Source organism: Enterococcus salsurae (genome assembly GCF_054784955.1).
Genome location: NZ_BAAHWY010000002.1, coordinates 746,974 through 773,313 on the forward strand (window position 1 = coordinate 746,974; position 26,340 = coordinate 773,313).

The window sequence follows — 26,340 nt, forward strand, 5'->3', positions numbered from 1 at the left end:
TTGCCAACCATTCATTCGTTGGCAACCTGTTTTTATTGAGATAGTGACTTATTGATTGATTTTACGATATTTTTTGTCAAAATAGCGACCTTCACGGATGTCGGCAGGCATGCCACCATAAGGTTCTTCGCTAATCACATCTTCGTTATCGATACCGGCATCTCCCATATAAGTAATTGAAGCAAATTCAGGAACGACCAATTTAGGATATGTTTCATATTTTCCCGTGCGGCTTCCATTTCTGCAATATGTTCATTTTGGAAAGTTACCGTGATCTCTGGATGTTCTTCCACCCATTTAGGAAAGAAGATCGTGCCATGTAATTTCTTTTCATTCGGCATAAAGTCTAATGCGACATCAGTACCGGTAGGTTCCGTCCAAGTAATTTTGAAGACGCCATCTGTTAATTTGACCATATCAACAGCTTGATCTTTGACCCAACGGCCTTTGACCATCCCTCCATGGATACGGTAATCAACGGTATGGTCATTTTTTGCATACCATTCTTATTCCCAACCGTTATCATACGTATAAATAAAATGTGTGCCAATAAAATCTGCTAATTCTTTGAATTCTTTCATGCCGAAGCATCTCCTTTGATTAACATGTAATAATTTACATGTTTTCGATTACGTGTTTACGATATAATGGTTTCAGACATTTGTCAAGGAGGAAATATCATGGCACGAAAAAATACCCTACGTTACATATTATTAGGTTTATTAAGTAAAAAAAGGATGTCCGGCTACGATTTGCGTCAATCATTCCAAAATGAGATTGGGGAGTTTTGGCAAGCACAACATAGTCAAATCTATCCAGAGTTAGCAAAGATGGAAGACAATGGATTGATCACCCATGCCATCAAAATTTCCGGAGAAAAACTGGAAAAAAAAATCTATCAATTAACCCCTGATGGCGAAAACGCATTAAAAGAATGGATCCATACTGCAACCGATGAACTGCCCGTTAATCGGGATGAGTTTGTCTTGAAGCTGTTTTTTATCAGCGATATTCATGATCCAGCTTTAATTGATATCGTCCAACAGCACTATGATCTCCATGAAGCCAAGCGTCATCATTTGGTCGCGCGAGAACGGGCCTTGTTTCCGACTGTGTCGGACCAAGAAGCCAACTACGGGCATTATTTGATCCTGGCCCATGCCATCAATCGTGAAACAGAGTATACTGGATGGTTGCAGCAGGTGTTAGCAAAGATTCAAGTGAATTGATCGTCTATTTATTCTATACGTGCTAAGTTACAGAAGGACATGGCAAAGAAAGGTATACAAGAACCTCTTATCTTAGATATGGTTCTCATATACCTTTTTTTATTCAGTTAAAACTTACGACTATTTCTGGCACCAATGAGACATCGCCTAAATTTTCTATATTATCTGGTAATGAAATTTTCCCTTTAATGATTGTTTGTTCAGACAGCTGACTTTCTTCAATATCCCACGTAACGCTGACCTTTTGTGTGTTATCTGGCAAACCCTTAGATGTAACAATGCCTATTTCAGAAGGCAAGGGCCATTTTTCAGGAGCCAATTCTTTCTTTACGCGCACATCCTGTAAGTCTTCTGGTGCAAAGCAAATAAAGTTTTCTACATCTTTTGCGCCTGAAGGTATTGGTTGGGGTGTTACAGTGGGTCCATGGACTTCTAAAATAGTTTCTCCTATATCATTTTTTGTAAATCTCATTCGATCGATAGCAAACTCTCTTGGATCAGTATTCCAAATAGATTCATGACGATGATAAATCATAAACATCTCTTTTTGGTCAGGTGACATCGCCACCGCATGATGCCCTGCTCCTGGTACAAGAAGATTAGATTGCATAATTGGATTATGCTCATATTTTTTGAATGGACCAAGAGGAGAGTCACTTGTTGCATAACCAGCTCCATACATCGGGCTTTCGAAATGAGAACCAGAATACGTTAAATAATAGATACCTTCTTTTTTTAACATATATGGTCCTTCATTAATTCTCGCCATATCTAATTCCCAGGGCTGGGAAGGCACTAAGATTTCGGTAAGCGACTGCTCATCGATTGTGATCATATCATCATTTAATTTCGCGCCCCAAATCACATTTCCCTCATCAAAACGAACCATATACAGATAATATTGATCGTCCTCATCTTTGAAAACATGGGCATCGATTTCATTGATGTCTTCATGTATAGGGCCAAATTCTATTTGTTCGAAGGGGCCCAATGGAGAATCAGCTACTGCAACACATAGATGCTCATTTGCTGTGTAATACATATAGTATTTGCCGTCTCGTTCAATTAAATCTGGCGCCCAAAATCCATTAGTGCCCCAATTTTCTTCTCCCATAAGCAAAGCCAATCCTTTATCTGTCCAATTGACCATATCAGTGGAAGTGTATACTTTTATCCCCCCAACATTCCTTCCAGCAGTCGTTGGGTATAAATAATATGTTCCATCTACAAATAAAATATCCGGATCAGCTGCTTCGGGCAGAAGCGCATTTGTATATGTCACGTTATTTGTTGCTTGCTCTTTATAAGAAGAAATGTTGAACTGATCAAAAGCCGCATGAGCGTGACGATTACGAACACCGATTTGACCATTGCTGAATTCATCGTCAATAATATCTACTACTGGATAACTATTCTCTGTTTCATTAATAAACCCTTGTATATGATCACCATACACTTTTAACGATAATTTATACGGTGTGTCATAAGCTAAATATCTTTTTTTTGTAGCAATCTCCGTCCAGCCTTCGCCATCACCATTCGCTTTACCAATGATTATTTGTTGTTGTTCAACATCAATCCCAAAGTAATAGCCGTCGTATCCATCAAGGCCATCCTCTGGATTTTGAACGCGAAACAGGATACCCGCTTCTGAATTAAGATTTTCGTTCTCATTTTCCTCTTTACTGATCTGCACTTGCGCCTCCATGCTAAAATCGTCATATTCTTTTTTTCTTAAAATTGCTTTATACCCATCTCCACCTGCCAATATCACCCCTCCTCCTTTCACATCCGACACATTGTCACCTTCGCCACGATAAAATTCCCATGATTTCTCATTACTGAAATCAATCTCTTTTTCCGATATTGTCCATAAAGCTATCCCCACAACCGAACAAAGAATAAGTCCAACCACACTACCTTTAACTATTGTTTTTTTCATTACAAGCGCCTTTCATAAAAAAATTTTGAATAATTTATAGAATAAATGTTCAATGTTTTTTATATTAAAGTTAATTTGTTGCTTTGTTCGCTTAAAAAAGAATCAGCTACAAATATCCTTAAATCTAATGATTTAAAAATAAGGCCAATCATTATTCAAATTCATTTTAACTCTTTAGTTCATTCATAAAAAACGATTCCTGAAACCAGATATGTAAATTCATTTTTCCAAAACTTACATACACTAAATTACCATTAGATGTAAACGATATCAACGCTATGTTATAAACATTTGTCAAAAACAACTTTAAAGTTAACAGCTATGATTTGATTCCTCGAATCACACTTAAGGATGAACTGAATAGTTAAGATATGCTATTTATTGTAAACAAAAAACACTCCTTGAAGAAAGGAGTGTGACCGATTCTTTAATCCCATTTCAAATCCAAATGTGTCAACATCTCTTGATAAGCTGTCGAAATACGTTGCTGTGTGTCTTCGTTTACTTTATCGACGTTTTTTCCACCTACAATATAATCTTCTGCTAAAACAACCTGAAAATCATAGGCTTGCACGGTACCAAATTCCCAATCGTGATAGGTACGACCTTCAATTGGTACCTTTGATACCCACGTTGGATGAAGTGTGATATTGCTTAAAAATGTACGTCCTGCTTCTTTGGTGACTTCAACTTCAGGAATCACGCCCCGTTCGGTCCAATAATTGCCATTGATCGTTTCATACCGTTGATTGGACAATAGATTGCCCATTGAATAAATAATAAATTTCTTTTCCCCATCTTTATCGATCACCTCAGTTGGTTGCGCTACATGAGGGTGACCGCCGAAAATAATATCGGCACCAAAATCCACCATTTTTCGATAGATCGTTTGCTGTTCTTCCGATGGTTGCATGGCATACTCCACACCAGCTTGGGGCATAATGATGGTTATATCCGCAATCTGTTCTGCCTCCTTGATATCTGCCTCAAGTTGCTCTAAGGAAAGATCATTCAAATACTGTGCGCGCGCTTCTTGACTCAAGCTGTTTTCTAATCCATTAAATCCATAGGCATAAGCCAGCATTGCGACTTTTATGCCCTTGACGTCCTTCACTAAAATCCCGGAATCGTCTACATTGACCCCTATCGTATCTAAGCCAATATCTCGAAAAGCAGCAGCTGTTGATTTCAGCCCATCGAGTCCTGTGTCTAGAATATGATTGTGTGCCAAATCAATGACATCAAATCCGGCCTCTTTCACACTATCCACAACATTTGGCGGTGCATTGAACAAAGGAAATCCTCCAAGCTCTGCCTCTGGATTGATCGTGCCTTCAAAATCGCCGAGTGCAAGATCGGCACCTGAGATGAGCGGTTTGATTTCCGTATAATCGTTGTCAAAATCATACCTTTCGCCATCAAAGGCACTCAAATACAACGGGCGATGATAGAGCATATCCCCACTAGCTGTGATCGTGATGGTTTGGCTTTCTGATTCTTGTGTTTGACTGGTTTCAGCTGTCGTTGCTTGGCTATTTGATGTTGTGATCGATGATGCTTGTGTATCTCCTTCAGAATAGAAGGTCTCCCATGGAATCAAAACGTACATTGACAGTAAGAGCAACAATGTGATGGATGTCCCAAAAATCAATCGATATATTTTTCTTTTTCGTATGGCTTGTTCCTTTCGCATCAACTCTGCCTCCTTTTTAAACCCCATCATTAAAAAACGTTTCCGATATACTGTATTATACCAAATGATTATTTTTATACCTAGTAAAAACAAAAAAATCTTAATTAACTGATTCTACAAATATTTCTGGTTCCACATCTTTTCCTATTCTTTGTACTTTTTTAGCATGTCAATATGTATTTTTAAAACTTTATTTTCATGTTTAAGCTGCTATTTCATCTTTATAACCACTTCGTTGATTTGAATCGGAGATGTATATGCTTTGACAGTCATCCGGATTCTGAATTTATTTTTGTTCTTTTCTTGATATGAAATAATAAACAACTAAAAAACCTGCAAAAAGGCCTATAGTTATCCACCATTTAAAAGGTCTATTTAATAAACTAGATAGTCCCCAATTCAAAAATAATACAACTAAAAAAGTGACAAAAATAACTTTAAGATCTTTCATACTTCACACACCTTTTCTGAGTCTAGAAATTAATATGTCCATTATTGAAAACTTTGACATGTTTATCCCAAACCCTAGCTAATTGATTCTCAAGAGAAGCTAATTTTACCACATAATCGATAACATTTTCCGCAATTCATTCACCGACGATATCTTCAAGAGCTATAGCAATTGCAGTATCAATTAATTCTCCATTGAATCAACTGTAATTCCTTGCCAGGCAAATCTCATTGTTATGGATAGTTCTTTATAAGCTCTTTAACCAATTGTTCTACTTGTTCCTCACTAATCCTTAAAGATTTTCAATTAAAATTTTCCCGTTAAAGAAAGCGACCTCCTCAAGATGGTGATAGACTAACTTGAGGAAGCCGCTTGATGTTTCTATTTAATTTTAACTCTTTCAATTAAATTCGTTGATTCTTCAAATTGGGGAGTGCGCCTGCAGCGATCTTGTCCTCTCTTGACGCATGCACGATCATAAATTTATTTTTTGCTAACAATAAAGGATTTTGGCTTGCTTGTGTCAACAAATCATTGGTTCCTTTTAATAAAGAAGGTGCTTTAAACAGGGAAATTATGTTCCCTGTAACATTGGTCTTACGAGAATCGACACGATAAAACAACGCAGGAAGGGCTCACACTTTGTGTCCTTCCTGCGTTGTTTTGTTTTTATCTTCTGAAACTGGACAGGCACAATGACAGTCCGAACAGCTATCTTTTCTGAGCATTTTGACAATAACCTTTGCGGTATACCCAAATATCAACAATGCGATGATAATCGTTGCGATCATTTGCTCCCTCCTATGACTTGAATCGTTGGGGTCGTTTGATCGATTGGTTTCTTCACCAGCGCAAAAATCAGCCCGCAGATAAAGAGAACTGCGATACCTGTCCCTAGCGTTAAAGATCCGCCTTCAAATAGGACATGCCCTAACTGATAGACCACGAAGCTGGCACAATAGGCCAATCCAGATTGATAGCTGATAGCCAACCAAGTCCATTTGCTGTCGCCCATTTCACGATGGATCGCACCGATGGCAGCAAAACAAGGCGCGCATAACAAGTTAAAAATCAAAAATGAATAGGCCGCAACTGCTGTATAGTCATTTCTCAACAACTGCCAGATTTCGTTGCCACTTTCTGAGATTTCTCCTGTTTGTCCATAGAGGATCCCAAATGTGCCAATCACATTTTCTTTGGCAATCAGCCCAGTGATCGTTGCCACCGTTCCCCGCCAAGTCCCCCAGCCTAAAGGTGCAAAAATAGGGGCCATCAAGCGACCGGCTGCTGCCAAAATACTTTGATCCTCCGTCACCCTCGCCAGCGAAAAATCATAACTTGAGGCAAACCAGATCAATACACAGGCGGCAAAGATGATCGTTTCTGCTTTCTTGACAAAGGCAATACCGCGATCCCAAGCACTCTTGAAGACGGATGAAACCTGCGGCAAATGGTAAGCGGGCAATTCCATGATGAACGGCGCAGGATCACCAGCAAATAACGCTGTTTTCTTTAAAACGATGCCAGATACGACAATTGCAGCCATGCCAATAAAATAGGCCGATGGCGCAACCCACGTACGATCTGGGAAAAAGGCACCGGAAATCAACGCGATGATCGGTAATTTCGCAGAACAAGGCATAAAGGTCGTCACCATGACTGTCAAGCGCCGGTCTTTTTGGTTCTCGATCGTGCGACTAGCCATAACACCAGGTACGCCACAACCAGTGGCGATCAACATGGGGATAAAGGATTTCCCAGACAAGCCGAATTTACGGAACAGCCGATCCATCACAAATGCGATTCGCGCCATATAGCCGCAATCCTCCAAAATTGCCAAACAGAAGAACAACACGAAAATCTGCGGCAAAAAACCTAATACTGCCCCAACACCAGCAACGATCCCATCTTGGATCAATTCCTGCATCCACTGTGCAACATGCCATTGATTCATCCATTGATCAAGAATGTCCGGGATCCAAGATCCGAATAAAACATCATTGACCCAATCGGTACCAATCGTCCCCACTGTCTGGATCGACAAGTAATAGATCAACCACATAAAAAAAGCGAAAATTGGCAGCGCCAGCACACGATGGGTCAATAGGCGATCAATGTTGTCACTGATCGATAGACGCTGGTCTTCCTGACGGACAACAGCCAATGAAAGCAAGTCTTCAATAAAGCCATAACGTTCATTCACCAGTATCGCATCACTGCTTTCTTTGAATATCATCTCTGCGATGGCGATCGTTTCAGCGATTTCTTTTTGCTGTGGAGGCGTTAAATCGATTTCTTGCGTGACCAACGGGTCTTTCTCAAATAGTTTGATCGCTGTCCATCGCCGTTTTGCTTCAGATAAATCAGCTGGCAATTGATGACCAATTTCAGCTAAAGCCGACTCCAGTCGTGGATCATACCTGAGAATGGCGGCTTGTTTTTTTGCAGACTGTTTGGCCGTGGACATCATTTTTTCCATTCCCTGCTGCTTTAAGGCGCTGATTTTCACGACGGATACGCCTAAGCCATAGGCCAGTTTGTCAATATTCAGCTGAATGCCTTTTTTCTTCAACAAATCACTCATGTTAATGGCGACAACGATGGGCAATCCCATTTCTAGCAATTGCAGCGTAAGATACAAATTTCGTTCTAAGTTTGTCCCATCTACGATATTTAACACCGCATCGATCGATGCTTCTTGCAAGTAATTGCGGGAGATGACTTCTTCTGGTGTATATGGAGACAATGAATAGATGCCTGGCAGATCCTGGATCGTGATCAGCTTATCTTTTTTGTATTTGCCTGACTTGCGTTCAACTGTTACACCAGGCCAATTGCCAACGGTCTGTTTTGCACCAGTCAACTGATTAAAGGTACTTGTTTTGCCGCTATTGGGATTACCGACCAATGCACATTGCAAATGCATCTTACACCTCCTCCTTTTCGACAAGAATGTGCACCGCTTCATCTTTACGCATTGACAACTCGTATCCCCTGATCCGAATCTCAATCGGATCTCCGAGTGGGGCCAACTTGACAACTTTTAGGGGAACTTTTTTCGTCAAGCCCATATCCATGAGTCGGCGTCGCAGTGCGCCCACGGCTGCAATACTGGTTATACGCGCTTCTTCTCCGACGACCAATTGATCTAAAGAAGTGATTGTTTTCTCTTGCAGGATTGGCGTGACATCGATTCTTTCCATCACGGAGGTGTCTAATGCAATCCGGTTGTCTTGATATAAGAGGATTCCCCCTTGATGATTCTTTTGTAAAATGATGACTTCTGATCCCTTACGCAACCCCAAATCATGAAGATGAGCTGTTACGGATGGTTCTGTCCGGATCGATTCAATCAGGTAGGTAGAAGAACCCTGAGTTTGCGCCATTTTCATCTATTTACACACCTCCTGGCAAATTATTGTGTGTTACAGCACAATTAAATGAGAATGATTATCATTATAATAGAGCCGATTCTGCTGAAAGTCAATGGTCTATTCGATTTGGTTTGTCATTCACTTCACAATCAAATTTTTTTTTAATCATTCCGTTTGCATATCACCTTTCTACCATGATGATAAAGCCCGATTCCATCCTATTTTAGCGTAAATGTCCCTTGTATAAAAAACGTGTTAACACTATAAATAGTGTATGCGATTTTCACAAGCACAATATATAGTGTTTTTCCGTTGACTTTCTCCGAGAGTTATTTATACTAATGTCTATAGAGAAATTACGTGGAGGAATGACACATGAATATTAAATTATTTTCTAAAAACAACTGCATGCAATGTAAAATGGCCAAACGCTTTTTAAGCGAAAATCAAATCGCTTTTGAAGAAGTAAATATTGACAATGAACCAGAAGCCTTAGAATTTTTGAAAGAACAAGGGTTCCAAAGTGTACCTGTCATTACATCTGACGCACAAACAATCATTGGTTTCCGTCCAGATCAATTACGTCAATTGGCGAGCTAAGATTTTTTTCAATTCGCTGCTTTTTGAGGGATTTGTCAGTCGCAAGACCGCAAATCCTTTTTTATACGTACAAAATAAGAAAAGAGGTTAGCCCGATATGAGCTTGAAAGAAATCAAAGATGTCAGCTATTTCAAATTAAACAATGAAATCAATCGTCCAGTCGACGGTCAAATTCCATTGAACAAAGACAAAGATGCTTTGGCGGCATTTTTCAAAGAAAATGTTGAACCCAATACACTGACCTTTGCGACTGCAATGGATAAAATCAATTATCTTATTGAACATGACTACTTAGAAGAAGCATTTATCCGAAAATATGACCCAGCTTTTATTGAAAAATTATATCAATTCTTAGACGACCAACACTTCACCTTCAAATCATTTATGGCTGCCTACAAATTTTATTCGCAATATGCCTTAAAGACCAATGATGGGACTGCTTATTTAGAACGTTATGAAGACCGGGTTGCTTTCAATGCACTGTACTTTGCGGATGGCAATGAAGAATTGGCCTTAAGTTTAGCTGATGAAATGATTTATCAACGATACCAGCCAGCAACGCCTTCTTTCTTGAACGCTGGCCGTAAACGCCGGGGCGAATTGGTGTCTTGTTTCTTGATCCAGATCACCGATGACATGAATGCGATTGGGCGCGGGATCAACTCTGCACTGCAATTATCACGGATCGGCGGCGGTGTCGGTATCACCCTTTCTAATTTACGTGAAGCTGGCGCACCAATCAAAGGATACGAGGGTGCAGCAAGCGGCGTGATGCCTGTGATGAAATTATTTGAAGATAGCTTCAGCTATTCGAATCAATTGGGACAACGTCAAGGTGCCGGTGTGGTGTACTTAAATGTCTTCCACCCAGATATCATCAGCTTCTTATCTGCAAAAAAAGAAAATGCTGACGAAAAAATCCGTGTCAAAACGTTGTCACTAGGTGTGATCGTCCCTGATAAGTTTTACGAATTGACCCGCAAAAATGAAGATATGTATTTATTCAGCCCATATAGTGTAGAAAAAGAATATGGTGTACCCTTCTCCTATGTGGATATCACCAAAGAATACGACAATCTGATCGCGAACCCGCGGATTCGCAAAACGAAAATCCGTGCGCGAGATTTAGAAAATGAAATTTCTAAACTGCAACAAGAATCAGGTTATCCTTATATCATCAATATCGATACAGCCAATCGTGCAAATCCAATTGATGGCAAAATCATCATGAGCAACCTATGTTCTGAGATCTTGCAAGTACAAGCACCTTCTGACATCAATGGCAAACAGGAATATGACGTCCTTGGTACGGACATTAGTTGTAACCTGGGTTCAACCAATATTGTCAATTTGATGGACAGCCCTGATTTTGGGCGCTCTGTGAAAGCGATGACCCGGGCCCTTACATTCGTCACAGATGCTTCAGATATCGATGTTGTGCCTTCGATCCAAAATGGCAATGCCTTGAACCATACCATTGGTTTAGGTGCCATGGGCTTGCATACCTATTTCGCCAAAAATCAAATGCATTATGGTTCTCCAGAATCGATTGAATTCACGGATCTTTACTTTATGCTCTTGAACTATTGGACATTGGTTGAAAGCAATGCGATCGCTAAAGAAAAAGGCGAAGTCTTCCACAACTTCGAAAAATCAGCCTATGCAGATGGCAGCTATTTTACACGCTACATCGAAGGTTCATATCAACCTACCTCTGACAAAGTCAAAGCATTGTTTGATGGGATTTTCTTGCCAACTGGCGAAGACTGGGCAGCGCTCGCGCAAGCTGTCAAAGAAACTGGTTTGTACCATCAAAACCGTTTAGCAGTGGCGCCGAACGGATCTATTTCTTATATCAACGATACGAGTGCAAGTATTCATCCTATTACCCGAATGATCGAAGAGCGCCAAGAAAAGAAAATCGGGAAAATCTATTACCCTGCGCCTTACTTAAGCAATGATACGATTGGGTACTACCAGTCCGCCTATGATATGGATATGCGTAAAGTGATCGATGTCTACGCTACTGCCCAAAAACATGTAGATCAAGGAATGAGTATGACTTTATTCATGCGCTCTGATATCCCAGAAGGGCTGTATGAATGGAAAGAAACCACCAAACAAACAACCCGTGATTTGAATATTCTGCGTCACTATGCGTTCCATAAAGGCATCAAATCGATCTATTACGTACGGACCTTTACCGACGATGCAGAAGAAATCGGCAGCAATCAATGTGAAAGCTGCGTGATTTGATCGTCTCTCACGCATCACATGCAGCAGCCAGCCGTTCATGATCAGAGCAGCTGGCTTCATGCGTACAATCAGTATTGGAGGAAATGAGTATGGGTAAAACCTATTATGAAGCAATCAACTGGAATGAGATCGAAGATATTATCGACAAATCAACTTGGGAAAAATTGACCGAACAATTTTGGTTAGATACCCGTATCCCTTTGTCTAATGATTTAGATGACTGGCGAACCCTTTCTGCTTTAGAAAAAACTACTGTCGGTTACGTATTTGGCGGCTTGACTTTATTGGATACCGTCCAATCTGAAAGTGGAATGGATCAACTGCGCAAAGATGTACGTACGCCCCATGAAGAAGCAGTCTTGAACAACATCCAATTCATGGAATCTGTCCATGCCAAAAGCTATTCATCGATTTTCAGCACATTAAATACCAAAGCTGAAATTGCGGATATTTTTGAATGGACCAATACCAATCCATTTTTGCAAAAGAAAGCAGAACGCATCAATGAGATATACAAAAACGGTACGCCTTTAGAGAAAAAAATTGCCAGTGTTTTCTTAGAAACTTTCTTGTTTTATTCCGGTTTTTATACGCCCTTGTATTACTTGGGCAATAACAAACTAGCCAATGTTGCTGAGATCATTAAACTGATCATTCGCGACGAATCTGTCCACGGCACCTACATTGGGTATAAATTCCAATTAGGCTTCAATGAATTGCCTGCAGACGAACAACAAGCCCTCAAAGACTGGATGTATGACTTGTTGTATGAGCTGTATGAAAACGAAGAACGCTATACCGAGGAATTATATGACGAGATTGGCTGGACTGAAGAAGTAAAAACCTTCTTACGCTATAACGCCAATAAAGCGCTGATGAACTTAGGGCAAGATCCATTGTTCCCAGACACAGCCAATGATGTCAATCCAATCGTCATGAACGGTATTTCTACTGGTACAAGCAACCATGATTTCTTCTCGCAAGTCGGTAACGGCTATTTGCTCGGGTCAGTAGAAGCCATGAAAGATGATGACTACTTGATTGGCTTAGACTGATCGCAACCAAAATAGAAGCGCTTGGGATCATTAGTAGGATTGATCCCGGGCGCTTCTTTGCTTTAAGAGTGAGAAAACTACTGACTGCTGCACGGGCAAGAATGCGATGGCTTGTACTAAACAAATTGGAAGGATACCCTCAGGTACCCTTCCAATTTGTTTATAAAGGCAGCATCATGAATAATCCAGCAGCTAACGCAGCGCCAATGAATGGGCCAACTATTGGTACAAGTGCGTAACCCCAATCAGAAGTTCCTTTGTTTTTGATCGGTAAGATCTGATGGGCAATTCGTGGGCCTAAGTCACGGGCTGGATTGATCGCATACCCTGTTGGTCCACCTAGAGAAAGACCAATTGCGAGAATCAAGATCCCAACTACGATAGGATTCAATCCGTCTGTAAAGGTATTGGCACCGAAAGCCAATAAGCCAAAGACCAAAACAAATGTGCCAATCACTTCTGTCATTGTATTAGACACGAGATTTCTTACCGCTGGACCAGTCGCAAAAGTTCCTAAGATCGCACCTTGATCGTCAGTCTCATCCCATAATGGCAAATAGTTCAACCATACAAGCACAGCACCAACAATGGCACCAGCGACTTGCGCCAACATAAATGGTACAGCTAATGCCCATTCAAAGTTTCCTGTCATCGCCATCCCTAAAGTTACTGCCGGATTCAAATGGGCAGGCCCCATAAATCCTGATGCATAGACAGCAATCGTCACGGCCGTAGCCCAGCCCATGGCAATCACGATCCAACCAGATGCCTCAGCTTTGCTTTTTTTCAAGTTAACTGCCGCACACACCCCATCACCCAACAAAACCAAGATCGCTGTACCTAAAAACTCACTAAATATCTGTGTTGCATCGCTCATTTTATTTTCCTCCTTTTAAGGCAGTCAAATCAGACTCGGCAATGACTTGATCCATTTCTTCCACATATGCTGTTTTCTGCGCTTCATCCCAACCAAAGTAATCAGTCATCGCTGCAACGACACCCGCTTTCACTTCATCCAGCGTATCTCTCATAAATAAGATATGGTTTGTCCGACGCAGCAGATAATCTACTGGGGTCAATACCAGTTCTTCATGCAAGGCATAATTCAATGCGGTACTTTCTTTTTCATCTAGTCCTTCAAACGTTGTTTTGTAAGTCAACACTTTCGGCAAGTTAGACCCATAAAGATTTGCTAAATAGGTAGCATCTGCCTCATCAAATCCAGCAGCTTCTGCTTCTGAAGCTAAACGATCCAACTCTTCCTCTACATTTGCCGCATCGATCTCACCGCCAGAAACTGGATACTTGGTTGAATCGACCAAATCAAACGTTCCCCCTTGTTCTTTCAACAAAGTATGGATGCGTTTGACTGCACCTTCTGCCATCAAGCGATAATCCGTGATTTTCCCACCAGCCAAGGTCAATAACCCATCTTGTGACCGCTCTAAACTACTGCCGCGAGACACCTGTGACGGATCTACTTTATTGGCTTCGATCCGTTTTTCTGCATCCTTGACCGCTTTTTCAACTTGTGGTTTTTGCCGGTCGTCCGCTAAATAAAGTTTGACGCTTTCAACGATTTGATCAAAACTTTCATCCGTCAACTCGCTTTTTGATCCGCCGTTATAGTCAGAACCACCATTGGCGGTGATCAAAGGCCGTAAGCCTGCCCAGCTGGCTTCAATATCATCGATCGTCACAGCAGCTTCTGGGAACCGTTCGTTGACAATCCCTAACAGATAATCAACATCTTCTTGTGTCACTGTTGGATGGGCAAAGTCACCTGTATAATCCGTATCTGTCGTCCCAAAGTAGGTCTTGTTCTCTCTCGGAACCACAAAAACCATCCGGCCATCATTCTTGCCTGTATCGAAATACGTCGGTTGCGGCACTTTAAGTTTTTCGCGATCGACGACCAAATGGACCCCTTTTGTTGGGCGCATTTGCGGGGGCAAATCATCATTGCTGTCTAATTTTCGGACGATATCAGACCATGGGCCTGTTGTGTTGATGACAACTTTGGCATGGACTTCAAAAACTTCTTTGGTGAGCTGGTCCTCTGCCTTGACACCATTGATCGTGCCGTTCTCATCATGGAGAATCCCGATGACCTTCGCTTTACTGATCATTGCTCCGCCATCAGCTTGTGCCCGCTTGATATTTTCGATCACCAGACGTGCATCGTTATTGCGAAAATCAAGATAGACACCGCCGCCTACCAAATTTTCAGCTTCCAGTTGTGGTTCTCTTTCTAAAACTTCTTCTGTTGATAAGGTGTAGTTTTCATATTTTGATCCTGTGACATTCGCTAACCGATCATACAGATCCATCGCAACTTTCACAGAAAACATCGAGAAGGTTGCACCAGGTTCATCATAGATTGGCAGCAGCATCGGATCTGGTTTGGGGATATGCGGGGCAATCTGTTGGACGATGGCGCGTTCTCTAACTGTGTCAGCGACCACTTCAACGTCAAACGTTTTTAAGTAGCGGATGCCGCCATGTACCAATTTTGTTGAACGAGAAGATGTCCCTTCAGCAAAATCCTGCATTTCCAATAAAATAGTCTGCATGCCAGCAGCAGCGGTTTGCACCGCTACCCCAGCACCTGTGATCCCGCCGCCGATCACCAGCACATCATAGGTGGTCTCTTTGGCTTTTTCGATGGCTTGTTGACGCTCTTTGTATGAAAAAGTCATGGCTATTCGCCTTCTTTCTTCGCTTTAAATTTAAAGACTTGAGTTGCAGCGACCGCTTGTTTCCATCCTTCATATAGATTTTCTCGCTCGTCGTTGTCCATTTCCGGTGTGAAGGTTTGTCCTTCTTCGGCCATCGCTTTCAAATCATCTAAATCTTTCCAAAAACCAACAGCTAACCCAGCTAGATATGCCGCACCTAGCGCTGTGGTTTCAAGATTCGCTGCCCGTTGGACATCAATATCTAAAATGTCCGCTTGGAATTGCATCAATAAGTCATTCTTCGCTGCACCGCCATCGACTTTTAACAGTGGAATATCGATGCCAGAGTCTTTTTTCATCGTATCGATAACATCTTTTGATTGATACGCGACTGCCTGCAATGTTGCCCGTACAAAATCTTCTTTGGTTGTGCCTCGGGTCAGTCCAAAGACAGCGCCTCGTGCATCTGAATCCCAGTATGGTGCGCCTAATCCTGTAAAGGCTGGCACGACATACACTTCATTGTCGCCTTTGGCATTGGCAGCCAATTCTTCAGATTGCGGTGAAGTTTCGATCATTTTCAAGCCATCTCGCAACCATTGGATGGCAGATCCTGCAACAAAGATACTTCCTTCTAATGCATAATAGACTTTGCCATTGATCCCATAGCCAATCGTCGTCAAAAGGTCATTGTCTGACAGTTGCGGTTCTTCGCCAGTATTCATGACAATAAAGGCACCGGTACCATACGTGTTTTTGATCATCCCTTTTTCAAACGCCATTTGCCCGAACAAAGCAGCTTGTTGGTCCCCTGCCATCCCAGCAATAGGCACTTCACTGCCATAAAAATGATAGCTTCGGGTGTGTCCGTAAACTTCTGAATTGCTTTTGACTTCTGGCAGCATTGAACTTGGAATATTTAAAATATCTAAAATTTCTTGATCCCACTCTAGTTTGTGGATGTTGTAAAGCATGGTTCGGCTGGCATTGGAATAATCTGTCACATGGACTTGTCCATCGGTTAATTTCCAGACGAGCCAAGAATCGATCGTGCCAAACAGCAAGTCACCCTTGTCCGCTTTTTCTTGTGCACCTTCCACATTGTCTAACAACCAGCGGATTTTTGTTGCAGAGAAATAGGCATCGATCACTAAACCAGTTTTTTCATGGATCATATCTTTATGGCCATCTTCTTTTAATTGATCCGCGATAGGCGAAGATTGGCGTGACTGCCAAACAATCGCATTGGCGATGGGCTGGCCAGTGTTTTTGTCCCAGACAACAGTTGTTTCACGTTGATTGGTGATCCCAATACTTGCGATTGCTTCAGGACGAATCCCTGATTCAATAAAGGCACCTGCAATAACAGATTGAACGGAGTTCCAAATCTCATTGGCGTTATGTTCTACCCAACCCGATTTAGGAAAATATTGTGGAAATTCTTTTTGAGAACTGCCGACATTTTTCCCATTGCGGTCAAAAATAATTGCTCTTGAACTTGTCGTCCCTTGATCGATTGCCATAACATAATTTTTTTCTACCATTTTATTCGCTCCCTTTAATTTAATACGTTATTGATAACGTTTTCTTTCATGTCTTTACTATAACGGAAATTCACACATACAACTCGTCAACTTTTTTTGAATTTTTGAAGAAAGTGACGAAATCTAGGAATCAAAACGTTCTCGAACGATTTTTTTGATTTGCTCGATGTCGTAATTCGTTCCCAGCTCACTGATACGATACGTAGGTGTGTCTGTTTTTAAAGGATGATTCGTCAGAATCAAATCATAGGTTTTGTCGGCCGCATAGGTTTCTACCACTACTCCGTTTACATTTTTTAAATACAGCAGCCACATATAATAAACTGCTTCTTTAAACAACTCATCCATCTTCAAGGCAATCCCTACGCGAAACGCGCGATTGATTTGATAATCGATGATGGCAATGACACTGAGGTACTTGACCTTTGTCATTGCAAGCAAACTATTCTGCGGATTTTCTTTGATCTGCATGTCCGTCGTCGCCGCATGCAATAATTTATCACTGACTTGCTGGATGTTGCGGCTTGATAGTTTGGCTTCGAGCTGCCAAATATTATGCCGATCAAATACTTCAATGTCCCCCTGAAAAAAATAGATGCGACTGTGGATCTGAGACAAATGAAAGTAACAAGCTGCCTCGATTTCCCGCGGCACAGGTTTGGGCCGATATAGATGTAAAATGTGTTCCAAAATCAAGGTGTCCGTCAACGCTGTCGGCGTGAAACGCGAGCGCTGCAGCATGTATGTCCGAAAATCCTGCTCCGAGAAAATGGAGAAAGACAGCAGGAACACGAAGTGAAGCATCGCCTCCTCTTCACGTACTTCAAAAGCAAAGTGACCAAAGCTCCGAAAAACCAATTCCCGCAATTGCTGATACAACGAATCCTTCAAATAAGGGGCCATTTTATGCCGCAATTCCTGATACGATTGACCGCCCGTTTTTAAACGTGCTTTCATAATATACAGCCACAAGGACAAGCGCTGTTGGGCTTCTTCAGAAAAAGTAAACTGAAGTCCTCTGGCAATCAGCCCGATAAATTTATCGTCGATCGCCATTGGCTGATTGCGTAAAGCAGAGACATGCCAAAACAGTTCAAAATAGAAGTAGCGAATCTGCGGCTCCTCTCCCGTGATCTTGCCTTGCCAAATTTCTAGCCCAAATTCTTTCAACAGTCCATTCAGCTCTTTGATTTTTCTAAATAGCGAAGATTCACTGACTGCTAACTTTTGTGCCAAAGGAACCATTGCAGTCTCTTGATGTTCTAACAAGTGGATCAAAATTTGAACTTTGATCGCCTCTTGATAAAAATCTCCCTCGATTTGACTTAAGGAAAAAGAAGGGACCATTTCATAGACCAAGTAGTTGTCTTCGTAGGATAGTTGACATTGACCTTGATACTTTTGCAGCACTTCCATGAGTTCTTCAGCATACTTTTCTAAAGACGGTTTACTGATGTTGAGATACGCGGCCATTTCCGAAAGGGACAATTTGCCGCCAACCAGCAACAGTTTTTTTAGCAATTGTAATTGTTTGGCTTCTTTTTTTTCTAATAATTGATCAAGTTTCATTGGCGTCCCCCCTTGACCAACTGAATTTTTCATCAGTGACAGCCGAAAATTTAGGCTGATAGAAAAAGTCTTTCTGCGCCAACTCAGCAAGGGTTGCCTCCTTTTCGATCGCAAATGCGAGTAGATTGATTTTCTCTAGGATGTTGGCTTTTGATAACAATTGCGCCCCCAATAATCGTTGACTCTTGGCATCAATAATAAATTTCCCGTAAATCACGGTTGATTCAAAGAGAGACACTTGTGATTCAACATGATGACAGGCTATATCTTCTTCATAGAAGAAGCGATCTGATTCTGTCAATCCGGTACTCGCTAAGTACCAGTCAAAAAGTTGTGTGCCTACTGTCCGCAAGCCACCTCTAAAGGGGGTCTTTTTTTCTCTTAAATTGCGGGCGGCTGCTACACCTGATCGGATCGCATTGTTCACCAATGGCATATAGGTTCTATCTTGGGTGACACCATGCGGGATTTGGATCAAGTCTCCCACTGCAAACACACCTTGATGGGAGGTTTCCAAATAGTCGTCTGTCCAGATCGTTTGATCGCTGTGGCGACGAAAGGCTGTAAAGGCTGGTTGCGTACTAGGATGGACATTGACCGTTGTCAGGACTAAATCACTGTCGATGACCTGTTTCGCCGTTTCGACTTGAAAACCAGTATCTGTTTGTCTGATGGCTAATGTTGGCTCAGACCAATAAAAGTTCAACTTAGGTATTGTTGCTAACGTTTCCAAGAATGGCGCCAAAAACGTTTGATCAAAATATTTGAACAAGGGGTAATCCATCGATTCGATCACCGACACTGATTTCCCAATCGACACCATAGTATTGGCTGCCTCCATACCCGCTTGGCCGGCGCCAACGATGCTCACAGAATCAGCGTGAGCCAAGCGATCAACAAATTGCGCAGCACCAGCAAATTCTTTGTATGTTAAATGGGATTCATCTGGTTGCGGCAAAATCTGTGAATCTTGGCTCGATCCCGCAGCTAAAACCAAGCGATCATAGCTGACACTGCGTTGATCCGTTTGTACTACATGTTTTTCCGGTATAATGTCAACAACCGATTCTTTCAGGGCCACGTCAATTCCTTCTGCCCGCAGTTGTGTTGCAGTGCAGAAGTAGGCATCCTGTAAAGAGGGCATCCGTCCTTCGATATACAGCAGCATACCGCTAGGAATAAAGCCTATCTCGTCTTTCTTTTCAATCAATAAAATGTGCGCTTTTGGGTACAAGCGCCGCGCTTCTCGTGCGCAGCTGATTCCACCAAAAGAGCCACCTATAATCACGATATTCATCTTGATCACCTCATACTATAAGCTTAATTGAAACGCTATCATTTGACGAGTAAAAAGCAACCGAATCTACTATTTTTCACGAAGTGCGCGAAATGTGCTGCTTATGCTACACTATAAAAAAAGGGGGAATTCCATTGTTGCTCTTTTATCGACTGGCTTTAAGTGTACTATTTAGCAGTTTGGTGGCTTTCGCTGCTTTATTTTTGCGTTGGCTCACGCCGTCAGGAACAGCGGCCGCTATTCTTTCAGGTACCTTGATCATGGTTTGCAGGCCTTGGTACAGTATCTTCTTGGTTGGCTTCTTTTTTATGAGTTCTGGGATCATCATCCTCGCCAAACGAGCCATACAATCAACGGAAGTTTCTTATGTAAATAAAGGTAGTCAACGCGACCTGTTCCAAGTGCTGGCCAATATTCTGCCCAGTTTGATTGCCTTGTGTTTATATCAGGTTTTCCAAATAGATGCTTTTTTGCTGGCCTACGTTGCGGGAATCGCTAGTTGTACCGCTGATACATGGGGATCGGATATTGGTGTCTTGAGTCGAAAGCCACCGCGTCATTTGCTTTCAGGGAAACGATTGGCACCTGGTCTCTCCGGTGGCGTCAGCCTGCTGGGTACTTTCGCTTCATTTACCGGCAGCGTCCTGATCACTGCTGTTTACGCTGTCAGTCTATGGCTCAGCGGCAAACCTTTCCTACCCAAACAGCTGCTTCTATTGATTGCTCTGGGCTTTTTTGGTAGTTTGATCGACAGTCTTTTGGGGGCAACGATCCAGGTTCGCTATCAGTGCCCTGTATGCGGCCAATTTACAGAGAAAAAAATCCACCATGATCAGGCAACCAAGCCCGTGAGCGGATGGACATTTATAACCAATGAAGGAGTCAATTTACTGAGTAACCTTCTGATCGTGGTCTTCGCCATCCTGCTGTTCAGCTAAAAAAATACGCCATCGGCGCTTGTCATAAGCCGTGGCGTATTTGTTTTTATGCAATATCCACCAGACGGATTTTGGTGATATTTTTGTAGACCGATAGTTCTTCAATGACCTCAGAAAAACGCAATCCTTTGGGCAAATTGATGGTGTAGATATTCGTATAGACCCGATAATCTTCCATAAATTTGACGTCAAAATTAACATCTTCGATATTGATCTTTTTCTCCTGAAAATATTCAGTCAAAAACTCTTTGGTTTCTGCGCGGTGGAAATACTGAATCTCCAATTTTTTGGCTGTAGGTACTTTGACGATGCGCTTCACAATGGCTAAAGCGAAAAAGATCCCCACAAAACTGCTGATAGCGATGGGATAAAAACCCATACCGATGGCAATCCCCAATCCGGCGATTGCCCATAACGACGCTGCAGTGGTCAAGCCTGTGACCGATCGTTTGGTGACAATGATCGTACCTGCGCCTAGGAAACCGACACCACTGACCACTTGCGCGATCAACCGCGCTTCGTCTGACCGGATGACCCCAGCTAAATTAGGATGATTCAAAGCATCCCGCATCGCACCACTCGCAATTTCAACTTGGATCAAGGCGATCACACAGGCACCCATACAGACTAAGATATGGGTCCGTAATCCGGCCGGTCGGCTCTTGTATTGCCGCTCAAACCCAATCGCACCCCCCATAAACATTGCCAAAATGAGACGCAAAGCAATCTCAGGAATCGTTAAATGGATATCCGCCATTTCAATTCACCTCTTTATATTCTTAGTATTCTTAGTATTCTTTGTATTCACTATAGCACGCCTTTAGGCAAAAGAAAAACCAGACTCTTTAACGTCTGGTTTTTCTTTCGCTTATAATTTGCTGGCTGCTGCTTCATCAATGATCACAATCACATCGTTGTGATTTTGCAAGACTGAAGCAGGTAAATGTGTTGTTACTGGCCCATCGATCATTTGTTTGATTGCATCAGCTTTGACTTCGCCAAATGCCATCAAAATGATTTTTTTGCTGCGCATGATTGATCCGATCCCCATCGAGATCGCTGTTGTAGGGACATCTTCTACTTTGTCAAAATAACGTTTATTGGCATTGATCGTTGACTCAGTCAAGTCAACAACAGATGTCGTCCCTTCAAATGACGCACCAGGTTCATTGAAACCGATGTGTCCATTTTGGCCGATGCCTAAAATTTGGATATCGACTGGATGCGCCGCGATCACATCATCATAACGTTGACATTCTGCGACTAAATCACTCGCTTTGCCATTTGGCACAAAAGTTTCTGAGAATGGTTTTTTGTCAAACAAATGAAGATCCATAAAGTGACGATAACTTTGATCATCTTTGCCGCCTAATCCAACATACTCATCTAAATTCACAGACGTCATCTGTGAAAAATCAACGTCACTGGCTGTCATTTCAGCATATAAGGTTTCTGGCGTGCTGCCTGTTGCAAGTCCTAGTACTTTTGCCCCATTGTTCATACCTTCTTGAATCAATTCAAAAGCTTTCTTTCCGCCTTGTGCAGCATCTTTTACGCGAATAATTTCCATAGTCAAGCGCTCCGTTCTTTTTGGTATAGTCCAATAATACCATACCTTGTTTAGTTTAACAAGAATTTGTCTAGACCAGATGGGCTTTCTTCAGGTACAGAAAAAAAGCAAAAAAAAGACAAAACCGCCGAAGCTGGTTTTGTCTTTAGTTGGTGCGCGTGACTCGTGTTTACCAGTTGGTATAAACATCAATACCACTATGACCAACACCCGTATCGTACACTTTATAAGCACCTAAAGAGGATTGACCGGTTGATCCTTTGGCTTGATTGTCACTTGCTACGACGATATAGCCATCTGCATCGCGAATCGTTCCATCTGACGCAACGTGACGTCCTGGGATCGACAAGCCGCCGCCAGGCAATACTTTTTGAGAATAATAAGACTCTCTCACACCATTATAGTAATTGATCCCGTCTACCGGATTCAACACACCTGATCCGGCACCTGGTGTGCTTGATTGTGTTTGACTGCTGGTTGCAGCTGCTGTATTCTCCTCAGCCGTTTGGCTTTGCGTTTCAGTTGGCTCCGTTGTACTACTTGAAGTCGTTTTACGATCAACGGGTTGTCCATCGCTGAAGATCAGCAATGTTTCTCCATCAAAAATCAAGTTAGGGTCTTCGATCGAGTCATTCAATGATAGAATATCGTCAATCGTCGTTTGGTAAGTTGCTGCCAAGCTGGATAATGTATCACCTGGTTCAACAACGTGGGTTTGTTCGTTTGCAAAGGCAACTGATGTCCCTGCGAATAACCCGAATCCTGCAACAAGTGTAAATGCGAATTTTTTCAAATGAAAAAACCTCTCTTTGAATTATTTGTCCCTATGTCGGGCACAATTAACAGAATAACATGACAATGTTGCACGCATGTTGCAATCCGATTGGACAATATCACAATTGTTTAACAGAAAATTACAGCGATTTTATTCAAAAAAACAGAACTTACAATTTTGTTATCCAATTCGATGCATTTTTTTAGCCCCTGCGTGGTATATTGACTACAGTCAAGAAAGGAACGATCCACATGAAAAAAATCTTAGTAACCCTCGGTATGCTGATTCTAGCAGTAGGAGGATACTTTGGTTATAAGTATTATGCAAATACCTACCAAGCGGTCACGGCTTATGCTCTCACCCCCGAAAAAGTACCGACTGCCCATCAAACAGTCGATCAGTCGGGCAATAAAATCGACGGTTGGACTTCTTATGATTATACATTTGAATTCATTAAACAAAATGGTGAAAAAGAAATCATGACCTATGAACTTTCAGGAGAAAACGTCACGCCATTTGCGCCCAATACATTGATCAAAGCAGAGGTCAGTCACACCCGTATCGTATCTGGACCAAATGAGATCAAACAATCTGAGATCCCCGCGACGATCTTAGCGGAACTTGAATAGATAGTATCCAAGACGTAAGCGGCCTATCTTCTTTAAAAAAACTTTACTTTCTTTAAGCTTGATTTAGCGTCTCACAGCTATACTTGATCCATACCAAATATATTTTTCTCCTCTTGCCAGTCACCGCCGACTGGTTTTTTTGTATCCATATGCCCTTGCGCATATACAAAAACAAGTCAGCTCCTGCATCGGAACCGACTTGTTTTTTGTTTTTATTTTGCTGCATCAAATGCGGCATCTAACGCTTCGATCATAGAAACACTGACCAAATAGATTGATTTGTTGTCTTGTACTTGAATATACGTAGTGGTGTCCTCTTCATCCGTATTCCCGGCATAAAAGACAAATGTTGTTTCTTGGTCATCATCATCTGTATAAGTCAGCGTATAGGTCTTGCGGTTGTCACTGGTCAATCCATCACTTTCTAACTCATCTGCAGTTGGTTGTGCAGTTTGAATACTATAAATCATCGATGACGCAATCGCCGTGATGCCATCCTCAAATGGAGATGTCGTTTCATCCTCCGTGCTTGATTCAGTACTTTCCGCTTCCTCGCTGGAATCAGCAGTCGCATCTTCCGCGGATTCGCTTGCCTCAGTGTCAGCGGTTAAACTGATTGTTTCATCGCCAACGGATCGTGTCAGCTCTATGGTATTGTCCGTCGTCAAGCCTGGAAGCGATGGAATCTCAATCAAATCACTTACGTCAAAGACCAAATTCGTCACCACTGAAGCATCGATCACATAAATCGTATCCTCCGTGGCTGTTTTGGCATAATAGTAGGTATCACTTGAAAATGAGTTGCCGATCAAGATCTCTGTTGTTTCCCCCTCACTGGAGGTGATCGATAATGTATAAGACGGATCATCCAATCCATAATCGGACAAGTCATCTATCCCCTCTGTCAGCGCTCTAGAAGCGGTTAGTTGCGCGAAGGAGGCAGCAACAGATTGGAGGGTGGTCTGATTGATTTTCAGTTCATCATCTTCGGTATACGACCAAGTCGTATTGGCAAAGTCAAAAGACATGGTGTCTGTACCATTCGCGTAACTTAACGCAGACAAGGTATCTTCATTCGTCAGATAAATGACAGCTGATTCTTCCGCTGCTGTTTTGGCAGCGGTGGTTTTGTCATTATACACCTTTAAGCCCCAATAAGCTGCAATCAGGAGAAGGAAGAGACTTGCTAGAAATAAATAGTTTTTTTTCATTTCATGACCTCCTTACGCTCTTCGCCGGCGGAACCAAATCACAAATCCTACGACTAAGACTGCCAATGGAATGATCAGGATGAACAACAGACTGTAGCCGCCAGGATTGGTGACTGTATTCGTATTAGATGACAGCGTTTTGGCTTCAATCGAAATATTTTCAACATCATCAAAGTTGGCCGTGACCATATTCATAAAGACCGTATTGTTTTCTAAGGTCGTAAACGCACTCGTGACGTCTTCCGCTACCAAATTCGTCGAGCTGAGGATCGTTAGTTTCCCTTCACTAGCCGCTGTTTCTTCTTCGCTGGAATCAGTCGTACCACTGTCACTTGTCTCAGTGTCACTTGTCGCCGCTTCTTCTGCTGTCGTTTGCGTAACGACTGCACCTAAAGTATATGTCCCCTGCGTTTGATCATCATCCGTCACATTATAGCCATTTTCACTGGTTTGTAAAAGTGGTGTGACCGTCGTGTTGTCGATGGTTGGATCCACTTGGGTAAAGCCTTTGGTATTGATCAATAAGACGGTTTGACTCGATAGATTATCCAAGTACACATCGGTACCAGTGATATTCGGAATCAAATAGTAGCTTTGTCCTTGATATGAGCGTTCTGCATCGGCAATATACCCGGATGTTTCTGCTAAGCCATAAGCTTTCATAAATGCAGTAAGATTTGGTGTATCCGCATCTTCGGCACTTAACACGACCATGACTTTTCCGCCATCCGCAATATAGCTTTCAAGATTGGTGATTTCATCTTCTGTAAAATCAGTCGTTGGTCCATAGATCAACAAGAGATCCATATCTTCAGGCATCTCTGCAGTGGTGACCGTATTTAATTCTGCAGTTGTATAGTTTGCTTTATCAAATAAAGTGGTGATACTGCTGACCAAGGTTTCTTCACCGTGACCTGTTGACAGATATACTGTGTGTTCGTCTTGATTGGTCAAACGGTTGACAGCACTCGTCAATTGGCCATCGCCATCAAACGTCGTGACCGTATTGTAGGAACTATCATACCCTGTCGACACGATACTGCTGAACGAAACCACTTCAAAATCTTCAGTGGTTTCATTTTCGATCACCACACTATTTTCCTCTGCACTATACTTCGTCAATGCAGAAGGATGCAAGACAGGATCGATCCATTCAATAGACACATTCTTGCTTGAGGCAGCATATTTTTCTAAAAATGATTTAATCGCTGTATCTGTGGTTGTTTGATCACCCAAGACTTTTAAAACGATCGTATCATCTAAGTCTTGCAACAAGTCCTTTGAAGTCTGGGAAACTTCTGTGACTTGCTCTTCACTTAAATCAATCGTGTTCAACGTTTCAGGCAATTGACCCACGATCAAATTGACAACGACCACGATGGCCAACACCAACACTGTGACACCACTGCGGGATGCACCTTGTTTTGCATTGGTCGTTTGCAGCGATTGCCGCAAGTTAGACCAAGAAAAGGTTTGACGCAGGTTGAATTTATGCTTGTATGCTTTTAATTTATCTTTCATTTATCGG

The 26,340-nt window shown here is 42.0% G+C and carries 23 protein-coding genes and 1 pseudogene; 6 read left to right on the forward strand and 18 right to left on the reverse strand.

Annotated features, from left to right (window positions below):
• Nucleotides 1-48: 48 nt before the first annotated feature.
• Nucleotides 49-581, reverse strand: a pseudogene (locus ACYVRS_RS07790) (phenolic acid decarboxylase).
• 99 nt (nucleotides 582-680) lie between these two features.
• Here ACYVRS_RS07790 and ACYVRS_RS07795 point away from each other — a divergent pair.
• A complete protein-coding gene (locus tag ACYVRS_RS07795; RefSeq protein WP_461203093.1) occupies nucleotides 681-1,229 on the forward strand; it encodes a PadR family transcriptional regulator in 549 nt (182 codons plus the stop codon).
• A 103-nt stretch (nucleotides 1,230-1,332) separates the two neighbouring features.
• On the opposite strand, the gene ACYVRS_RS07800 is transcribed toward ACYVRS_RS07795, so the two are convergent.
• The 7 genes from ACYVRS_RS07800 to ACYVRS_RS07830 all read right to left on the reverse strand — a co-directional run bounded on the left by ACYVRS_RS07800 (nucleotide 1,333) and on the right by ACYVRS_RS07830 (nucleotide 8,707).
• Entirely contained in the window at nucleotides 1,333-3,171 is a 1,839-nt protein-coding gene (locus ACYVRS_RS07800) for a family 43 glycosylhydrolase (RefSeq protein ID WP_461203094.1), read from the reverse strand.
• A 427-nt stretch (nucleotides 3,172-3,598) separates the two neighbouring features.
• Nucleotides 3,599-4,864 carry a CapA family protein gene (locus ACYVRS_RS07805; RefSeq protein ID WP_461203095.1) on the reverse strand — a complete coding sequence of 422 codons (1,266 nt, stop codon included), beginning with the start codon at nucleotides 4,862-4,864 and terminating at the stop codon, nucleotides 3,599-3,601.
• A 286-nt stretch (nucleotides 4,865-5,150) separates the two neighbouring features.
• Complete coding sequence (locus ACYVRS_RS07810; protein WP_313537033.1) at nucleotides 5,151-5,315, reverse strand: hypothetical protein; 165 nt, start codon at nucleotides 5,313-5,315, stop codon at nucleotides 5,151-5,153.
• A gap of 404 nt (nucleotides 5,316-5,719) precedes the next feature.
• Nucleotides 5,720-5,845 carry a hypothetical protein gene (locus ACYVRS_RS07815; RefSeq protein ID WP_313511157.1) on the reverse strand — a complete coding sequence of 42 codons (126 nt, stop codon included), beginning with the start codon at nucleotides 5,843-5,845 and terminating at the stop codon, nucleotides 5,720-5,722.
• A 105-nt stretch (nucleotides 5,846-5,950) separates the two neighbouring features.
• Complete coding sequence (locus ACYVRS_RS07820) at nucleotides 5,951-6,106, reverse strand: FeoB-associated Cys-rich membrane protein (RefSeq protein WP_152911930.1); 156 nt, start codon at nucleotides 6,104-6,106, stop codon at nucleotides 5,951-5,953.
• Nucleotides 6,103-8,241 (reverse strand): ferrous iron transport protein B, encoded by a 2,139-nt coding sequence (feoB, locus tag ACYVRS_RS07825; RefSeq protein ID WP_313537035.1) that lies wholly within the window; start codon nucleotides 8,239-8,241, stop codon nucleotides 6,103-6,105. Before feoB ends, ACYVRS_RS07820 begins: the two co-directional genes overlap by 4 nt.
• A gap of 1 nt (nucleotide 8,242) precedes the next feature.
• On the reverse strand, nucleotides 8,243-8,707 hold the full coding sequence (locus ACYVRS_RS07830) for a ferrous iron transport protein A (protein WP_313537037.1): 465 nt from the start codon (nucleotides 8,705-8,707) through the stop codon (nucleotides 8,243-8,245).
• 357 nt (nucleotides 8,708-9,064) lie between these two features.
• Here ACYVRS_RS07830 and nrdH point away from each other — a divergent pair, with 357 nt between their 5' ends.
• The 3 genes from nrdH (at nucleotide 9,065) to nrdF (ending at nucleotide 12,601) form a co-directional block, all read left to right on the forward strand.
• Entirely contained in the window at nucleotides 9,065-9,289 is a 225-nt protein-coding gene (gene nrdH / locus ACYVRS_RS07835) for a glutaredoxin-like protein NrdH (RefSeq protein WP_054117135.1), read from the forward strand.
• Between the two features lie 97 nt (nucleotides 9,290-9,386).
• Nucleotides 9,387-11,546: a class 1b ribonucleoside-diphosphate reductase subunit alpha gene (gene nrdE, locus ACYVRS_RS07840; protein WP_054117136.1), complete on the forward strand. Its 2,160-nt coding sequence runs from the start codon at nucleotides 9,387-9,389 to the stop codon at nucleotides 11,544-11,546.
• Nucleotides 11,547-11,635: 89 nt separating this feature from the next.
• The gene (gene nrdF / locus ACYVRS_RS07845) at nucleotides 11,636-12,601 is read left to right on the forward strand and encodes a class 1b ribonucleoside-diphosphate reductase subunit beta (protein ID WP_054117137.1); all 966 of its coding nucleotides are present in this window, start codon (nucleotides 11,636-11,638) and stop codon (nucleotides 12,599-12,601) included.
• Nucleotides 12,602-12,761: 160 nt separating this feature from the next.
• Here nrdF and ACYVRS_RS07850 read toward each other — a convergent pair whose 3' ends face one another.
• From ACYVRS_RS07850 to ACYVRS_RS07870, 5 genes are all read right to left on the reverse strand, one after another.
• Complete coding sequence (locus ACYVRS_RS07850) at nucleotides 12,762-13,478, reverse strand: MIP/aquaporin family protein (RefSeq protein ID WP_054117139.1); 717 nt, start codon at nucleotides 13,476-13,478, stop codon at nucleotides 12,762-12,764.
• 1 nt (nucleotide 13,479) lies between these two features.
• Nucleotides 13,480-15,300 carry a type 1 glycerol-3-phosphate oxidase gene (gene glpO / locus ACYVRS_RS07855; protein WP_461203096.1) on the reverse strand — a complete coding sequence of 607 codons (1,821 nt, stop codon included), beginning with the start codon at nucleotides 15,298-15,300 and terminating at the stop codon, nucleotides 13,480-13,482.
• 2 nt (nucleotides 15,301-15,302) lie between these two features.
• Nucleotides 15,303-16,823 carry a glycerol kinase GlpK gene (glpK, locus tag ACYVRS_RS07860; RefSeq protein ID WP_054117141.1) on the reverse strand — a complete coding sequence of 507 codons (1,521 nt, stop codon included), beginning with the start codon at nucleotides 16,821-16,823 and terminating at the stop codon, nucleotides 15,303-15,305.
• 123 nt (nucleotides 16,824-16,946) lie between these two features.
• A complete protein-coding gene (locus ACYVRS_RS07865; protein ID WP_313537042.1) occupies nucleotides 16,947-18,392 on the reverse strand; it encodes an AcpB/EbpR/MafR family transcriptional regulator in 1,446 nt (481 codons plus the stop codon).
• A complete protein-coding gene (locus tag ACYVRS_RS07870) occupies nucleotides 18,382-19,689 on the reverse strand; it encodes an FAD-dependent oxidoreductase (protein WP_461203097.1) in 1,308 nt (435 codons plus the stop codon). Before ACYVRS_RS07870 ends, ACYVRS_RS07865 begins: the two co-directional genes overlap by 11 nt.
• Before the next feature lie 134 nt (nucleotides 19,690-19,823).
• Here ACYVRS_RS07870 and ACYVRS_RS07875 point away from each other — a divergent pair, with 134 nt between their 5' ends.
• Nucleotides 19,824-20,627 carry a DUF92 domain-containing protein gene (locus tag ACYVRS_RS07875; protein ID WP_461203098.1) on the forward strand — a complete coding sequence of 268 codons (804 nt, stop codon included), beginning with the start codon at nucleotides 19,824-19,826 and terminating at the stop codon, nucleotides 20,625-20,627.
• A gap of 46 nt (nucleotides 20,628-20,673) precedes the next feature.
• On the opposite strand, the gene ACYVRS_RS07880 is transcribed toward ACYVRS_RS07875, so the two are convergent.
• From ACYVRS_RS07880 to ACYVRS_RS07890, 3 genes are all read right to left on the reverse strand, one after another.
• Nucleotides 20,674-21,384: an MgtC/SapB family protein gene (locus tag ACYVRS_RS07880; protein WP_313537046.1), complete on the reverse strand. Its 711-nt coding sequence runs from the start codon at nucleotides 21,382-21,384 to the stop codon at nucleotides 20,674-20,676.
• Nucleotides 21,385-21,495: 111 nt separating this feature from the next.
• Nucleotides 21,496-22,197 carry a glucosamine-6-phosphate deaminase gene (nagB, locus tag ACYVRS_RS07885; RefSeq protein ID WP_461197898.1) on the reverse strand — a complete coding sequence of 234 codons (702 nt, stop codon included), beginning with the start codon at nucleotides 22,195-22,197 and terminating at the stop codon, nucleotides 21,496-21,498.
• 169 nt (nucleotides 22,198-22,366) lie between these two features.
• The gene (locus ACYVRS_RS07890) at nucleotides 22,367-22,990 is read right to left on the reverse strand and encodes a LysM peptidoglycan-binding domain-containing protein (RefSeq protein WP_461203099.1); all 624 of its coding nucleotides are present in this window, start codon (nucleotides 22,988-22,990) and stop codon (nucleotides 22,367-22,369) included.
• A gap of 233 nt (nucleotides 22,991-23,223) precedes the next feature.
• On the opposite strand from ACYVRS_RS07890, the gene ACYVRS_RS07895 reads away from it, so the two are divergent.
• Nucleotides 23,224-23,601, forward strand: a complete 378-nt coding sequence (locus tag ACYVRS_RS07895; RefSeq protein WP_313537050.1) for a DUF1093 domain-containing protein — start codon at nucleotides 23,224-23,226, stop codon at nucleotides 23,599-23,601.
• A 212-nt stretch (nucleotides 23,602-23,813) separates the two neighbouring features.
• Here ACYVRS_RS07895 and ACYVRS_RS07900 read toward each other — a convergent pair whose 3' ends face one another.
• Together ACYVRS_RS07900 and ACYVRS_RS07905 are read right to left on the reverse strand one after the other, a co-directional pair.
• On the reverse strand, nucleotides 23,814-24,812 hold the full coding sequence (locus ACYVRS_RS07900; protein ID WP_461203100.1) for a DUF4340 domain-containing protein: 999 nt from the start codon (nucleotides 24,810-24,812) through the stop codon (nucleotides 23,814-23,816).
• Between the two features lie 12 nt (nucleotides 24,813-24,824).
• Entirely contained in the window at nucleotides 24,825-26,333 is a 1,509-nt protein-coding gene (locus tag ACYVRS_RS07905) for a Gldg family protein (protein ID WP_313537053.1), read from the reverse strand.
• Nucleotides 26,334-26,340 lie beyond the last annotated feature (7 nt).